The organism is Gramella sp. MAR_2010_147 (genome assembly GCF_900105135.1).
Taxonomy (GTDB): domain Bacteria; phylum Bacteroidota; class Bacteroidia; order Flavobacteriales; family Flavobacteriaceae; genus Christiangramia.
The window spans coordinates 1,739,337-1,755,540 of sequence record NZ_LT629741.1 but is presented as its reverse complement, the minus strand read 5'-3'; the positions used below and the strand labels follow the sequence as shown (position 1 = coordinate 1,755,540).

Below are 16,204 nucleotides of genomic sequence, written 5' to 3'. Positions count from 1 at the left end.
AGGCCTAATGGTAAAAAAATAGAGTTTATTTCCTCTTTAAATTTTGTTAAACTTGCGATATATGCTGCAAAGCTTCATGTTTTGATTCTACAGGAAGCTGGCAGGAACCTTCAGTGCAAATATAGATAAGATCCTTGCCGTTCACTAAACGATCTTTAAGGAGGTTCATATCAGATTTAGAACTGGTTGCTGCAAGAACTATATTTGGCAGGTAATCATCTTGAAAACTTTTAGCCATTTTTTTATAATTTCCTCCTGTAATAGCAATTTCAAAGAAAGGATTTGTAAAATTCAGCATGAGATCAAGCCAGTTGGAATAGGCTTGCGGGTACTCTGAAATCTTATCCATAATGGTTTGAAGCATTTTTTCTGCTTTTCTCACATATTCTAAATTACCGGTTAATTTTCCAAAACGAAACAGGTTCCTAGCCATTTCTGAATTGGAAGCAGGAATTACATTATCATTGATCTCGATGGTTTTTGTCACCAGTTGTCTGTCTTTTATGGAATTGAAAAAAAATAATCCCGAAGATTTATCCTGAAAGTCTTCCTCAACAACACTAATTAGATTCTGGGCATGATGCAGGTATTTTTCTTCAAATTTAGATTCATAAAGGTCTAAAAATGCAGTGATAACAAACGCGTAATCTTCAAGATATCCATTAATAGAACTTTTTCCTTTTTTGTAGGTATGGTATAATCGGCCATTTGTCTGGATCTGTTGAGTAAGAATAAAACTGGCATTTTTCTCTGCCGTTTCCAGAAATTGTTCTTGTCCAAAAGCTTTGTGTGCTTCGGTATATCCGCTTATCATCATTCCGTTCCAGGAGGTCAGGGATTTGTCATCCAGGGCTGGTTTTTTTCTTTTTAATCTGGCAACTTTTAGTTTCTCATGGCAATTGGATATCCTGTTTTTTAACTCATCCTCCGAAATATTGAATTCTGAAGCTAATTCACTTCTGGTTTTGGTTCTTATTAATACGTAATTTTCAGCTTCCCATTTTCCATAGTTATTAATGTTGTAATAGGTTGCAAATAGTTCAAAATCCAGGTCAAGAATGGTATTTAGCTCATTTTTTGTCCAAACGTAGTAAGCACCCTCTTCTTTTTTGCCATTTTCATCTTCGCTATCGGCATCTAAAGCTGAATAGAATGCACCGGATTCATCCGTCATTTCAGCATTAATAAATTTTAAGGTTGAATCAATAACATCTTTGTACCAGTCATTTTTAGTGATCTTATAAGCTTTGGAGTAAAGCTGAACTAATTGTGCATTATCATAAAGCATTTTTTCAAAATGAGGAACGTGCCATTTCTCATCTACAGAATACCTTGAAAATCCACCTTCAATTGGATCATACACGCCTCCCCATGAGATTCTGTTTAAAGTAAGAAGGCACTGTTGCATGAGATCCTCGTCAGAATTCTGGAATGCATACCTCATTAGAAACTTATAATTATTAGGCATCATGAATTTTGGAGCTCTTTGATAACCTCCATTATTGAAGTCGAACGATTTCTTCCACTTTTCTATTATAGGAATAAAAAAATCCCGGTGTAGCTTATGAGTTTCTTTGATGGGTTCAATTATTTGAAGTTGCTTTAGACCCTGGTCCAGCTTTTCAGCATATTCTACTAACTTTTCAGGTTGGGATTTATATAAATAGGAAATTTGTTTTAAGGCATCCATCCATTGTTCTTTTTTGAAATAGGTGCCACCCCAAACTGGTCGTCCATCGGGCAGCGCCACTACATTCATTGGCCATCCTCCCATTCCCGTCATGATTTGTACAGCGTTCATATATACCTGATCTACATCTGGTCTTTCTTCCCGATCTACTTTTATATTCACATAATTGGAGTTCATTATTTCAGCTACTGCTTCATCCTCAAAACTCTCGTGTTCCATTACATGACACCAGTGGCATGCTGAATATCCAACACTAATGAGAAGTAATTTGTTGTTTTCCTGGGCTTCATCTAAGCTCTTATCGTTCCATGCTTTCCAATTTACCGGATTATGCGCATGTTGCAGTAAGTAGGGACTACTTTCATGAATTAATTCGTTTGTATGCTTTTTATTATCATAATTCATAAATAGAAAGTTGATTAAAATGATATTCTGGTAAAATAGAATTTAGTGATTAAACTATTAAAATTACTAATATTATAAGACAAGCTTAAATAAGCTCCATATTATTAATCTTTTAATAACTTTAAGGCTCAAGACTTTGTGAAATTATATTTCAATCTTACTGGTTGATAATCGATTTATCTATGGAAGACATTTACCTGGTAATGTTAGTGGCCCTCTTGGCCCTTGCGATTACAGATTTAGTAGTAGGAGTAAGTAACGATGCCATTAATTTTTTGAATTCTGCAATTGGTTCTAAAGCAATTTCTATGCGAACCATCCTTATCGTTGCCAGTATTGGGGTAGCCGTGGGAGCAGTTTTCTCGAGCGGTTTGATGGAAGTTGCTCGGAAAGGAATTTTCTTACCCGGTGAATTTTATTTTGAAGAGATCATGATCATATTCATGGCGGTAATGATTACAGATGTTCTGCTTTTAGACTTTTTTAATTCCCTTGGACTACCTACATCCACTACGGTTTCTATAGTCTTTGAATTATTGGGGGCGGCCGTTTGCATGGCAGCAATAAAAATATATAGAGATAGTGACGGTAATCTTGCGCAACTAACAGAATATATTAATACGTCCAAGGCTACAGAAATTATTGTAGGGATCTTAATGGCGGTGGTTATAGCCTTTCTAATCGGTGCCATTGTTCAGTATATTTCACGGCTTGTTTTTTCATTCCAGTTTGAGAAAAAAATAAAATATGTAGGTGCTGTATTTGGCGGGGTTTCCCTAACGGCGATTCTTTATTTTATTGTAATAAAAGGCCTTAAAAGTGTATCGTATATTCCAGAGGAAACCATGGAGTATATCAATACCCATACTTTTGTGATCGTCTTAATTGGTTTTTTAGTTTTTACAGCAATTTCTCAGTTTCTTATGAGTGTGCTTAAAATCAATATTTTAAGGACGATCATTATTATAGGAACCTTTGCATTGGCACTGGCCTTTGCAGGAAATGACCTTGTGAACTTTATAGGCGTACCCATAGCTGCCTGGCAGTCCTTCGATCTCTGGCAAACTGCGTATGAGACTACCGGGGTTCTACCCTCGCAATTTAAAATGACAGGCCTATCGGGAAGTGTTCCAACTCCCGAGTTATTATTAGTAGCTGCCGGAGGTATTATGGTAATTACATTGTGGTTTTCCAGCAAAGCACGCTCCGTAGTAGATACAGGGATAAATTTGTCCAGACAGGGAGATAGTGTAGAGCGTTTTGAGCCTAACTGGCTTTCCAGAGGGATTGTGAGATATTCTGTGCTTTTTGGGAATGCATTTTCTACTATTCTTCCGGAAAGGATGAAAGTAAAAATTAATAATAAATTCAATAAACCTGATGCGGCCCATAAAAGTAGAAGAATCGATGCACCTGCTTTCGATATGGTTCGCGCTTCTGTAAATCTTGTAGTGGCCAGTGTGCTAATTTCTATTGGTACAAACATGAAGCTTCCACTTTCCACAACTTATGTAACCTTTATGGTTGCAATGGGAACTTCCTTAGCCGATAGAGCCTGGGATAGGGAAAGTGCAGTCTACAGGGTTGCAGGAGTACTTAATGTAGTAGGGGGCTGGTTTGTGACGGCAATAGTTGCATTTACAGCTGCAGCTATTTTTGCGGCCATCATTTATTTTGGCGGTACCATAGCCCTGGCCGTTTTAATTATCCTGGCAATCGTTCTGGTTGTGAGAAGCGGCATATTACATTCAAGAAAAGCTAAAGAAGAAAAAACAAAGAAAAGATTTAATAAAAGCGATATCGTGACCATTAATGAAATTACTTCTGAAACTTCAGAAAATATCTCTAATGTCATTGGCGGAATTAATAAAATGTATTCGAAAACTGTAGATCAATTAGGATATTATGACCTTGGTAAACTCAAGAAAAATTATAAAAAGATTGAAAAGCTGGAATCTGAAGTCGACGAGTTAAAAGATAATATCTTTTATTTTATTAAATCGCTGGACGAAGATTCGGTTGAAGCCAGTAAATTCTATATTCTCACGCTAGATTATCTTCAGGATATGGTTCAGTCAATAGGATTCATAACCAGAAACAGCTATAATCACGTTCATAATAATCACAAAAACCTGAAATTTAATCAGATCCGGGATCTTAAAAAAGTAGATGACAAGATGCAGATCCTCTTTGATGAGATCACCGAAACCTTTGATAATCATGAATTCGGAAATATCAATAATCTGCTGAATGAGAAGCAGGAATTAATGGATTATGTAAGTGATTTAATTCAGAAGCAAATTCAAAGAATTCGTACTTCAGAATCGAGTCCGAAAAACACAAAATTATATTTCGGGATATTACTGGAAACCAAAGATCTTATAGGCTCAACCATGAATTTACTTCAATTGTTCCAGGAGTTTTATAACGAAGCAAGAACTACTAGTTACTAATTAAAAAATCCCTTTTTCAAGGGATTTTTTTCTTAAGTATAGTTGGTTGCAATATTTAAGTATTACCCATTCACCGCTTCTACATATGCTACTTTATCTTTTAACATATCTCTTAGCATGGTTTCAATACCACTTTTAAGAGTCATGGTAGAGGAAGGGCACCCACTGCAGGCTCCCTGAAGGATAACCTTTACTGTCTTATTTTCCTCATTATAACTGTCAAATAAAATGTTTCCTCCATCACTTGCAACTGCAGGCTTAATGTATTCATCCAGGATAGCTATGATCTGCTGTGAAGTGTCATCCAGGTGCTCATAACTGGCAGTGTTGTTTTCCTGATCGGCTGCAGATTTTTTTGAAGCTTCTACGGTCTCTGCATTTAAGATCTCGTTGCCTTCTTCAATATAATTCCTTATAAATTCACGTAATTCCATGGTGATTTCTTCCCAGCCTGACATGTCATATTTCTGGATCGAAACATAGTTTTCATCTATAAAAACTTCTTTTACAAACGGAAAATGGAAAAGTTTCTGAACTAAGGGTGCATTTTTAGCATCATCAATATTTTTAAATTCTGAAGCCTGTAACACAAGTTTTTTATTGGCTACGAATTTCATCACTGCAGGATTCGGAGTACTTTCAGCATAGACCGTTACAGGAACTTTTCCTGTAGAAGTCTTTACTTCTTTAATAACTTCGCCGCCCTTATTAAGATAGGTTTCAATTTGATCTGCTACTTCTTTTTCTACATCCTCCCATTCAACAATATCATATTTTTCTATCGCTATAAAATTCTGGGCGATATAAACCGTTTTTACAAAGGGTAGATAGAATAATTGTTGTGCTAGAGGAGATCTTGCCGCCTCGTCAATATTTTTAAATTCAAAGTTCTCGTGACGGGTAAGAAATTTATCGGCTTCAAATTTAGCAATGGAAGGCGTGGTAGTTCTTACTATGTTGATAGTGAAATCTTTCATCTCAAAATTTTTGACAAAAATACTAAAGAAAAACTACTAATACATATATTTACAGCCTTTATGGGGAGCGTTACTTATATATTGAAATGCAGTTGGAGGCATTTGGTAATTCTGAAATATTCCTTGTTTTTAGTGTTGACAGTATTCTTTAATATATCGGCATTAAAAGCTCAGGAAATTATTCCTACTTATTCCGATTATCTTACAGATAATCTATACCTCATACATCCCTCTATGGCGGGGGCTTCTAATTATGATAAGATAAGGTTGACCGCAAGACAGCAATGGTTTGACGTGGAGGACGCACCAAACTTACAGACACTTGCCTATAATTCCCGTGTAAATGATAAAATTGGGGTAGGGGGCATTCTTTTTAGGGATGAGAACGGTAACTATTCTAAATTGGGAGCTTACGCTACTTTTGCGTATCATCTTATGTTTTCTCGAAGTACGCTAGATCTGAATCAATTATCGTTTGGAATTAGTGCGGGAGTCATACAGCATAGGTTAGATACCAGTGATTTTACAAGATTTGATCCTTTAATTGGGGAGAATAATACCGATATTTTTGCAAATCTGGATTTTGGAATCTCATATTATGTGAGAAATCTCTATTTTCATTTTGCTGCAAAGAATATTTTATCGGTGAACAGGGAGCTGTTTTATTCTGATGCAGTGCCAAGTAATATGAGAAAATACCTGTTTTCTGCAGGCTACGTTTTTTCACTTAATCCAAATGACCCATGGAGCTTTGAACCTTCGATCCTTTTTCAGGCACGGGAGGCTACCAATGAAATGGCTTTAGATGCGAATGCGAAGGCATATTATGAACTGGAAAATGGTAAACTTTGGGGAGGTCTGTCTTACCGTAACAGTTTTGAAAGTGCAGAATATACGGAAAACGGGGAGCTGGTAAATAATCAGCAATTGAGATATATCACCCCGTTTGTTGGGCTGAATTATAAAAAGTTTGTGTTTGGTTATACCTACAGCTACCAGCTAAATTCCATAGTGCTCAGTAATGGTGGTTTTCACCAGATTACTTTAGGGTATAATTTTGGGGAGAGCAGGGAGCGATATAATTGTAACTGCCCGGCAATTAATAATTAAAAATTAAAAATTCATTTCAGCTACTTTATATCCTTTCTCTTTCGCAAGAATGATATCTGAAAGCACTTGTGGGTCGATATTAGTATAAAATTCAGGGATATTATTTCCTTTTACAGTATTGTTGAGCAGGCTGCTGTTGCTTAATATAGCTTTGGTTTGCCTGGCAACCGCCTCTCCCGAATCTATAATCTGAACTCCTTCTGGTAATAGATTCTTAAGCAATGGAATTAAATAGGGATAATGGCTACATCCGAGCACCAAATAGTCAATTTTGGCCTGTATCATGGGTGCCAATAATACCCGAAGTAAGTTCTTGGTTTCCTCTGATTCTTTTTTGCCACTTTCTATAAGCTCCACCAATCCGTTTCCTTCCACTTCAATTACATTAATGTCCCTGGTATATAGTTCTGAGGTCTGTGCAAAAAGCTGACTGGTAAGTGTGCCTCGCGTAGCCAAAATGCCAATAGCTTTATTCGTACTTCTTAAGGCTGCTGGTTTAATGGCAGGTTCAATGCCAATAATAGGTGTTTTATAAGCTGATCTTAGTACTTTAATGGCGTTTGTGGTAGCTGTATTGCAGGCTACTACAATGAGCTTGCAATTCATTTCCAGAAGTTTTTCAGTGTTCTTTATGGATAATTGAATGATCTTTTCCTGGGTTTTTATTCCGTAGGGAGCATTCCTGCTATCAGATAGGTAAATGGTTTTTTCTAAAGGCAAAAGATGATGAATCTCTTTCCAGATGGAGGTGCCTCCTACACCTGAATCAAAAATACCAATGGGCCTGGAATCGTTCATATAACTACAAAAATAAAAACTGCGTACAAGTCTGTACGCAGTTTTTTAATTTTATTTGTAAAAGGCTGAAATTACAGGCCTAATTCTTTTTTTACATCTGGCATTAGATCATAACCGTCAGCAAGAAGTACTCCTGTTCCTGTAGTAGAGTCTAATACGTAATCGTATCCTTTAGCTCTGGCTACTTTTTGGATCGCAGTACGTACTTTCTCAAGAATAGGTCTAAGTAGATCAGTTTCTTTTTTCTGAAGATCCTGTCTGGCTTTAGAACTGTGCTCCTGAATTCTTCTTTGAGCAGCTTGAAGTTCTGTAGCTCTCTTTTGGTTCTCTTCTTCAGACTTCGTATTTGCCTCTGCCTCGTAACGTTGCATAGTGCTCTGAGCCTCAGATAGCATATCTTTTATCTCTGCATCATAAGTCTTCTCAAGCTTTTGAAGCTGATCCATAGCGCCTTTATACTCAGGCAAAGATTGTACTAGATCTTGAGTAGCGACATGTGCAACCTTAGACTGTGCGTTTGTAAAAGCAGTAGCGCCAATCATTAAAGCTAAAGCTATAAAAAGTGTTCTGAATTGTTTCATTGTAATCTTCGTTAAGTTTAATTAAGGTTTAAAATTTAGTTTATCGTATCGTTCTTTTTCTCCCGGGATTTTAAAATAGAATCTCTCTTTCTTTCTCTCTCTGCAAGAATTTTTGCTCTTCTATCTTCAAACTCTTTTTGCCTTGCAGCTTTTAGAGAGTCTCTTTCCCTCTTTTTCTGTTCTAATATTGTCTCACGCTCAGACTTGCGTTCTTCAGCCAATTCCTCCCTTTCTGTGATCTCTTTATCCTGTTCAACAGTTCGGTTTTCAGCTTTCTCGAATGCTTCAATTTCATCTTTATTTTCCAGTTGTTCACGATTAGCTGTTCTTTTAATGGTTCTAAGAACTGTCTCGCTCACATCGAATTGCTGGTCTGCATATATCATTCCAATATCTGCAGTACGATCAAAAACAAAGTCTAAATTTCTATTTTCTGCAATTTGCTGAACAGCCGTGAAAACCTGATCCTGAATTGGTCTTACCAATTGCTTTTTTTGAATCATATAATCACCATTTGGGCCAAATCTATTTTGCTGATATTCTAAAGCCTGTTGTTCCATGTAGGCAATCTCGCCTTCCCGCTCTTCAATAAGCTCTTTGGTTAAAAGCGCTCTTTCATTATCCAGCCTGGATTTCATGTCTTCTACCTTCTGTATTTTTGCTTCGGCTTCAACCTTCCATTCCTGAACGCGATTATCAAGTTGCCTGGTTGCTTCCTGATATTCCGGAACATTTTCAAGAATATATTCCATATCTATATAGCCAAGCCTAATGGTTTTTTGAGCCATTAGCGTTGAAATGCTAAATACGGTAATCGCTACTATGGAGAATATTCTTTTTTTCATTTAGATCGAATATAGAAAATATCGTGCCAAATTAAAATTGTTGGCCTATGATAAAGTGTGTTTCCCATCCATTAGGACCTGGTTGACCAACAACTTCGTCAAAACCATATCCAAAGTCAATACCTAATAATCCGAAGGTTGGCATAAAAATTCTAAGACCAACACCTGCAGATCTATTTAACTGAAACGGATTATAGTCTCTAAAATTGTCATAAGTGGCTCCTGCCTCTAAAAATGAAAGAGCATAAATAGATGCTGCCGGTTTAAGAGTGATTGGGAAACGCAGTTCTAAAGAATATTTATTATAGATCACCGCTCCATCATCTCTTTCATTTACAGGCCTGTCTATTGGAACTACAGATTGGTTTGGGTAACCTCTTAGCTGAATGGTCTCTCTACCGTCCAGGCTATAGGCACCAAGTCCATCACCTCCAAGATAAAAACGTTCAAATGGAGGCACACCTCTTTCATTATTATAGGCTCCCAGGAAACCAAATTCTGCATGCGTTCTTAGTACCAGGTTGCTACTTGGTCCAAAGCTAGCCAGGGTTTCATACCAGTCACCGTTTAACTTAATCTTATAGAATTCCAGCCAGTTGTATTTCTTTTGATCTACTTTTTGCTGGTCGGCTACAGAATTTTCCGGAGTAACTCTATTTCCAAGTTCATCGATTAAATTACCATTATCGTCTCTTAACTGAAATTCATCCAGATTTTCCAGGTTTCCATAATCAACTCCATTCCATAGAGAGTAGGGAGGGGTTAATTTTGCTGTAAAGGCAAATTTAGAACCTCCGGTAGGGAAAATTGGATTTACCCTGGTATTGTCTCTGGTGATTCCTAGCTGGTAATAAAGATTATTTGAATGTCCGTTACCAAAAGTAAATAATCCGGTATTGTAATTGTTTAGATCGTATCTCTGGAAACCAACTACATTAGAAATAGTGGCGTATTGATCTGGAGCTTTTAATCTTTTTGCAAGTCCTATGCTCACCCCAAGAATATCAAAGCTTCTGGATCTATCGGCTTCTCTATTTATATAATCATATAAAAACTGCCTTGTGTAGCTAAAAGATGTAGATAAACTTACCGGTCTTTTACCCCCTAACCATGGCTCTCTAAAGGAAAGGCTGTAGGTTTGATAAAAAGTACTTGCCTGTGCTCTTAAAGATAGGGTTTGCCCGTCTCCCATTGGAATAGGATCGTATGCGTCCTTATCAAAAAGTCCCTGTATAGAGAAGTTGTTAAACGATAGTCCCAGGGTTCCAATGAAACCTCCGCCACCATAACCTCCCTGAAGTTCAATCTGGCTGGCTCCAGCTTCAACAACCTGATACTCCAGGCTTAAAGTTCCTTCTCTTGGATCTGGTTCTACAAATTCAGGATTTAATTGCTCAGCATCAAAGAAGCCTAGCGCACCTAATTCACGTACGGTAGCTACCACAGCTTCCTGACTGTATTTTTGCCCCGGTTTGGTTCGCATTTCACGGTAGATCACGTGATCTTTGGTCTTGTCATTCCCGGTTACTCTTATTTCATCGAAATATGCCTCTTTTCCTTCTACAATTCTTACCTCAAAATCTATCGTGTCATTATATACGTTGGTTTCAACAAGATCGATATTAGAGAAAAGATATCCATTGTTTTGATAAAGGTTGGCTACAGATGTTTTGTTAGGTTCTCTGCCCTGAATTCTCTCATCAATAAGTACTCCATTATAGATGTCACCTTTTTTGAGTCCAAGCACTCTTCCAAGCTGTTCATCGGTATAGGCTGCATTACCAAGGTAATCTATATTTCCAATATAATACTGGTTTCCTTCTTCCAGTTCTAATTTTAACGCGATATCTTCCTCATCTATCTTTATTAGTGTATCTGAAGTGATCCTTGCGTCTCTATATCCAAGTGCTTTATACTTATCAATTATCGAAGCTTTATCTTCCTGATAATCGGCTCTTACAAATTTAGAACGCTTCCAGAACCTGATAAGATTCTTTTGCTTCGTGTTCTTCATGTTACGTTTTAACTTGGCATCAGAAAGTTTTTCGTTCCCCAGAAATTCTATATCTGAAATTTTAACGCGATCACCCTGCTCTATATCCACCACCATATTTACCTTATTGCTGTTGGTCGTGTCTACTACTTCAGAGGTTCTAATATCTACTTGGGTGTTGAAATAACCCTCTTTTTTATATTTATTCTGAATATAATTTTGAGTAGTGGTAATAAGGTTTTCTGTTACTTTTACTCCAGGTTTAAGATCGTTTTCGTCAACAAGATCTTCCCTGTCGCTTTTTTTCTTGATCCCACTGAATTTAACCTGGTTTAAAACAGGTACTTCCTTGATCTCAAGTTCAAGATCTGCAACATTGCCTTCCACATTGGTGATATAGAAATTAATGTCGCTAAATAGATCAAGCTTCCATAGTTTATTAATTACATCACGTAATTTTTCACCTGGAATAAATATTTCTTCTCCTTCTTTTAAACCTGTGTATGCTATTACCGTTTTTTCATTATAGGTAGTAGTACCGGTAACCTTAATATCTCCAATGGTATATTTTTTTGAATCTCCAAGGGGTAGGTCCTGTGCTTTGGCAGCTATGCTGAATATGAAAAATAATGCAAAAAGTGTAAATATCTTCTTCGTCATGAATGCACTAACTGAGTTGCTCACTTGTTTTTCCAAATCTTCGTTCTCTATTTTGATAGTTGTATATGGCTTCAAAAAGATCTTCCCTTCGGTAATCTGGCCATAAGATTTTCGTAAAATACAATTCGGCATAAGCAATCTGCCATAAAAGGAAGTTGCTTATACGCTGTTCACCACTGGTGCGAATTAAAAGATCCACATCTGGTAAATTTTGGGTGTAAAGATGCTCATTTATAACCGATTCATCAATAGCATCTTCAGATAATTCTTCACTTTTAACCTTCGTTGCAATTTGCTTAATACAATTGGTTATTTCTTCACGGCTTCCATAACTTAAAGCAAGGGTTAAAGTCATTTGTGTGTTGCCTGATGTTTTTTCAATTACATCAAGCAATTCGTTTCTGGCTTTCTTCGGGAGGCTGGAGATGTTACCTATGCAATTGAGTTTTATGTTGTTATCTTTAAGAGTCTTGATCTCTTTCTTCAGGGAAGAAACCAGGAGCTTCATCAAAGTATCAACCTCTAATTTTGGTCTGTTCCAGTTCTCTGTAGAAAAGGCATAGAGTGTAAGATTTTTCACTCCAATTTCAGCACAACCTTCAACAACATCCCTTACAGCTTTTGTGCCTTCTTTATGACCGGAAGCCCTAAGGAAACCTTTTTGCTTAGCCCAACGCCCATTACCATCCATAATAATGGCTATGTGTTTGGGTAATTTATCAAGGTTTAAATTGTCTTTATAATTCATCTAAAAGCAATAACATGGCTTTCGCCCAAAAGTAAAAGTGAATGTTATACCGGTAAAAACATACCAGTCGTTTGTATTTCTATTTCCAAATTCGGCAGCTGGCTCTCTTCTTCCAAGGTACTCCTCAGGCCAGCTTCCGTCTAAATTATCTGTGAGGGTATACCTGGCGCCAATTTCAATAGCACCAATAATATGCTCTGTTACAGCTTCTTTATAACCCATTACCATCGGGATCGCAAACTCCCAGTTTGCCCCATTTTGATTTACCAGATTGTTTGCCCTGCCATTTTCAAGATAAATATGATCTGCCCTGAAATAGGTGATACCCGTATATAAATATGGGGTGCTTTGGGGCAACGGATTGGTAAGATCAAATTCAAAAAAATTAAATTCTAATCCCAAAGAAGCCTCAGCAATGGTATTTTCAAAAGAATAGCCACGTTGCTGTCTTCTGGTATCAGCAGATTTTTCATCATCTGCTGCAATTTTAGCATATAGCAAACTAAGCCTCAATGCATGTCGGGGACTTCTATTCCATTTTGCAATTAAACCTCCAACTGGTGTGTTTGGCAGGATATAGTTGGTTTTTCCAACATCTCCAATGAAATTTGCACCGCCGGCAAAAGCTCCAACCTCAATTTGTTGAGAATGTGAACTGGTTGTTAAAAATGCCATTAATACAAAAGCAATTAGGTGCCTCATAGGTTTTCAAAAGTTTGCAAATATAACAATTCTGGTTGCTCTGCAATAATTTGAGCAGATTTGTACATACGTATAAACAGTTTTTGGAAAGTTTTATTGCTTAATTACGCTTGTCTTCTCCCCATAGAAGTTTTTTTCTAAGGGTGTTAAGAAAGCTGTCTCCCTGTAATTCTACGAAATTTATGGTGTAGGGTGCTTTTTTAATAATGATCTCAGTGTCATTTTCAAGAGTGGCAATTCGAGAATCCATAGAAACCAAATGTTCTTTTCCTCTTCCTGAAACTTTTAATTTTATACTGGTGTGATCTTTTATAACCAGAGGTCGTGCGTTCAGGTTATGCGGTGCAATGGGTGTGATCACCAGGGAATCTGCATCTGGTGTGATAACCGGTCCGCCGCAACTTAGGGAGTAACCTGTAGAACCTGTGGGAGTTGAGATTATTAATCCGTCTGCCCAATACGAGGTGAGGTACTGGTCATCCAGCCAGGTGTCTACGGTGATCATGGAAGTGGTGTTTTTTCTGCTTACTGCAATTTCATTCAAAGCAATATGAGAAAATACAGGATCATAACTTTTTGGATTTGTTTCTATAGTTAAAACAGACCTGGGAGAAAGACTGAATTTCTTTTCAAGTATGTCCACCAGCGTGCTTTCAATTTGTTCTTTTTGAATAGTAGCAAGAAAGCCTAATCTCCCGGTGTTGATCCCGACAATTGGAATGTTTAGGTTTCTAATGTAATTGATAGATTTTAAGATCGTCCCGTCCCCGCCAATGCAAAAAAACAGATCAAAAGAATTATCCAGCTCCTCAAAGGCGCTAAAATGCTTGTAATCTTTTTCAATGTTGTTGTTGCTGTGAATAAGTTTAAGAAAGTCTTCCTCAATAAATACTTCTATGTTTTTCTGGTCTAGCAATTCAAGAAGCTGACCGATATACTGAGCTGCATTGGTGTGGTAAAACTGACCGTAAATGCCTATTTTCATAAATTAAATATTCAGGTATTTGTCGAGATATTTCGAGCGATCCTTCAGGTTCTTATTAAATGTATCCTCCTGGTGTTCCGAGATGATGATATATCCATATCTCCTAAATGCCTGTATGATCTCATTCATGCCAGAAGGGGTTATTTTTAAGGTGATCTCTGCCATATCATTTTCAATCTTCGATACAAAAGCGCCTAAAAGATGTGCGTTATTAGATTCTACAATCTGGCTAACTTCTCCAAAAGTATAATCTTTAAAGGCTTTTTCTATAACCAGAATATTTCCTGGTTCGTGTAAAAAAGGGGTTTCCTTAAAAAGGGATATCATCTCGTTTAATTCAACATATCCCACATATAAATTATCGTCATCCAGAACCGGAAGAATATTAGAATTGTTCTGGGCAAAAGCCTCCAGGCTATCCAGCCAGTAATTACTTTCGGTTACATAAAATCCCTCAAGGGCATATCTATAATCTTCCAGTGTTTTGCCATTTTCAAAACATCGCACATCGTTTTCTGAAATACATCCAATATAAACTCCGTCGTTTTCCACGGGCAGATGCGTAAAGGTTAATTGATTGAAAAATTTTTGGACTTCCCCAACTTTTTCAGAAAGATTAATAATCTCTACATCATTCAATATATACTCTTTCAAACTCATTGTTATCTATTCCTTTAATGCAAATTAATCAAAATAAAATTCATTGAAGCAGACTGCACTTTGTATTTTTGTTAATAAAATGAAGCACTAATGACGAAATTAAGCGTAAATATAAATAAGATCGCAACTTTAAGAAATGCGCGTGGTGGGGATGTTCCCAATGTGATTGAAGCCGCTAAAAATATTGAGGCTTTTGGAGCTGAAGGGATCACGGTGCATCCACGACCAGATGAAAGACATATACGATATGCAGATGCGCGTGAGTTAAAACCAATACTTACAACAGAATTTAATATTGAAGGAAAACCTATTCAGCAATTTATAGATCTGGTGTTAGAAGTTAAGCCCGCTCAGGTTACGCTGGTTCCGGATGCTGAAGATGCCATCACCTCCAATGCGGGTTGGGATACCATAAAATATAAGGATTATTTAAGAGAGGTAATTTCTGAGTTTAAGAACAACGGAATAAGAACATCTATCTTTGTAGATCCAGATAAGAATATCATCGAGGGAGCGGCTAAAACCGGTACCGATAGGATCGAACTATATACTGAAAGTTTTGCGGTAGAATACGCAAATGGAAATGAAAATGCCGCGCAATCCTATACTGATTGTGCTAAGCTCGCTCATACACTTGGGCTGGGAATTAATGCAGGACATGACCTTTCATTGAAAAATATCAAATTCTTTAAAGAAAATGTGCCTCATCTCGCTGAGGTTTCCATAGGGCATGCTCTGATTTCGGAAGCGCTTTATCTTGGTCTGGAGAAAACGATTCAACAATATTTAAACCTGTTAAAATAAATGAAATTACATTCATTAATATTAGGAGAAGGTGAACCTTTAATAATCCTCCATGGGTTTCTGGGAATGAGTGATAACTGGAAAACCCTGGGGAAGAAATTTGCAGAAGAAGGTTTTCAGGTTCATTTAATAGATCAGAGAAATCATGGAAAAAGTCCACATAGTGAGGAGTTTTCTTACGAGTTGATGGCAAACGATGTTGTTGAATATTGCAATGATCACGATTTAGGAGAGGTGGTGCTTCTAGGGCATTCTATGGGTGGAAAAACAGCCATGTTGTTGGCTTGTGAAAATCAGGATATGGTAAAGAAACTCATTGTGGTAGATATTGCACCTAAATATTATGCTCCTCATCATCAACAAATATTGAAAGGTCTTACGGCACTTGATGAGGCAAATCTAACTTCCAGGGGAGAAGCTGAAGATTTTCTTGAAGATTATATTCCAGAAACCGGTGTAAGGCTGTTTCTTTTGAAAAATCTTTACTGGAAAACAAAAGAAAAACTTTCATTAAGGATAAACCTGGATGTTCTAAAGGCAAATATAGAACAGGTTGGGAGAGCACTTCCGCAGGAGGCTGTTTATGAAGGTCCTGTTTTGTTTATAAATGGAGAACTTTCAAATTATATCACAAAAGAAGAAGAACCTTTGATCCGGCAACATTTCCCTGAAGCTAAAATTGAAACCATCGCGAAATCCGGGCATTGGGTACATGCTGAAAATATGAAGGACTTCTATGAAGCTGTAATTCGATTTGTTTAAAATCTTTCTAAATTTATTATGTATGCATAAT

Annotated in this window: 14 protein-coding genes; 4 read left to right on the top strand and 10 right to left on the bottom strand. The window is 37.0% G+C overall.

Translation table 11 applies throughout. The annotated features are described in order from the left end of the window. Positions 1–46: 46 nt before the first annotated feature. On the bottom strand, positions 47–2,095 hold the full coding sequence (locus BLT95_RS07935) for a thioredoxin domain-containing protein (protein ID WP_089665569.1): 2,049 nt from the start codon (positions 2,093–2,095) through the stop codon (positions 47–49). A 182-nt stretch (positions 2,096–2,277) separates the two neighbouring features. Between BLT95_RS07935 and BLT95_RS07930 the strand changes: the two genes are divergently transcribed. Then, the gene (locus BLT95_RS07930; protein WP_089665568.1) at positions 2,278–4,548 is read left to right on the top strand and encodes an inorganic phosphate transporter; all 2,271 of its coding nucleotides are present in this window, start codon (positions 2,278–2,280) and stop codon (positions 4,546–4,548) included. 62 nt (positions 4,549–4,610) lie between these two features. On the opposite strand, the gene BLT95_RS07925 is transcribed toward BLT95_RS07930, so the two are convergent. Continuing rightward, entirely contained in the window at positions 4,611–5,525 is a 915-nt protein-coding gene (locus tag BLT95_RS07925) for a NifU family protein (protein ID WP_089665567.1), read from the bottom strand. A gap of 60 nt (positions 5,526–5,585) precedes the next feature. On the opposite strand from BLT95_RS07925, the gene BLT95_RS07920 reads away from it, so the two are divergent. Beyond that, entirely contained in the window at positions 5,586–6,635 is a 1,050-nt protein-coding gene (locus BLT95_RS07920) for a type IX secretion system membrane protein PorP/SprF (protein ID WP_089665566.1), read from the top strand. 3 nt (positions 6,636–6,638) lie between these two features. Here the strand turns inward: BLT95_RS07920 and murI are convergent, their stop codons facing one another. The 8 genes from murI to BLT95_RS07880 form a co-directional block, all read right to left on the bottom strand. After that, entirely contained in the window at positions 6,639–7,433 is a 795-nt protein-coding gene (gene murI / locus BLT95_RS07915; RefSeq protein ID WP_089665565.1) for a glutamate racemase, read from the bottom strand. Between the two features lie 71 nt (positions 7,434–7,504). Then, positions 7,505–8,014, bottom strand: coding sequence for an OmpH family outer membrane protein (locus BLT95_RS07910; RefSeq protein ID WP_089665564.1), 510 nt, complete (start codon positions 8,012–8,014; stop codon positions 7,505–7,507). Between the two features lie 35 nt (positions 8,015–8,049). Then, complete coding sequence (locus BLT95_RS07905) at positions 8,050–8,859, bottom strand: OmpH family outer membrane protein (protein ID WP_089665563.1); 810 nt, start codon at positions 8,857–8,859, stop codon at positions 8,050–8,052. 31 nt (positions 8,860–8,890) lie between these two features. After that, the gene (gene bamA, locus BLT95_RS07900; RefSeq protein WP_231896343.1) at positions 8,891–11,512 is read right to left on the bottom strand and encodes an outer membrane protein assembly factor BamA; all 2,622 of its coding nucleotides are present in this window, start codon (positions 11,510–11,512) and stop codon (positions 8,891–8,893) included. A gap of 7 nt (positions 11,513–11,519) precedes the next feature. After that, positions 11,520–12,260, bottom strand: coding sequence for an isoprenyl transferase (locus tag BLT95_RS07895; RefSeq protein WP_089665561.1), 741 nt, complete (start codon positions 12,258–12,260; stop codon positions 11,520–11,522). Next, positions 12,261–12,962, bottom strand: a complete 702-nt coding sequence (locus tag BLT95_RS07890) for a DUF6089 family protein (protein WP_089665560.1) — start codon at positions 12,960–12,962, stop codon at positions 12,261–12,263. It abuts the gene before it with no gap. A 100-nt stretch (positions 12,963–13,062) separates the two neighbouring features. Next, positions 13,063–13,947: an NAD kinase gene (locus tag BLT95_RS07885; protein WP_089665559.1), complete on the bottom strand. Its 885-nt coding sequence runs from the start codon at positions 13,945–13,947 to the stop codon at positions 13,063–13,065. A 3-nt stretch (positions 13,948–13,950) separates the two neighbouring features. Further along, complete coding sequence (locus tag BLT95_RS07880) at positions 13,951–14,607, bottom strand: acetoin utilization protein acuB (protein WP_089665558.1); 657 nt, start codon at positions 14,605–14,607, stop codon at positions 13,951–13,953. A 90-nt stretch (positions 14,608–14,697) separates the two neighbouring features. Between BLT95_RS07880 and BLT95_RS07875 the strand changes: the two genes are divergently transcribed. Beyond that, the gene (locus BLT95_RS07875; protein WP_089665557.1) at positions 14,698–15,411 is read left to right on the top strand and encodes a pyridoxine 5'-phosphate synthase; all 714 of its coding nucleotides are present in this window, start codon (positions 14,698–14,700) and stop codon (positions 15,409–15,411) included. After that, positions 15,412–16,173, top strand: a complete 762-nt coding sequence (locus tag BLT95_RS07870; protein ID WP_089665556.1) for an alpha/beta fold hydrolase — start codon at positions 15,412–15,414, stop codon at positions 16,171–16,173. Positions 16,174–16,204 lie beyond the last annotated feature (31 nt).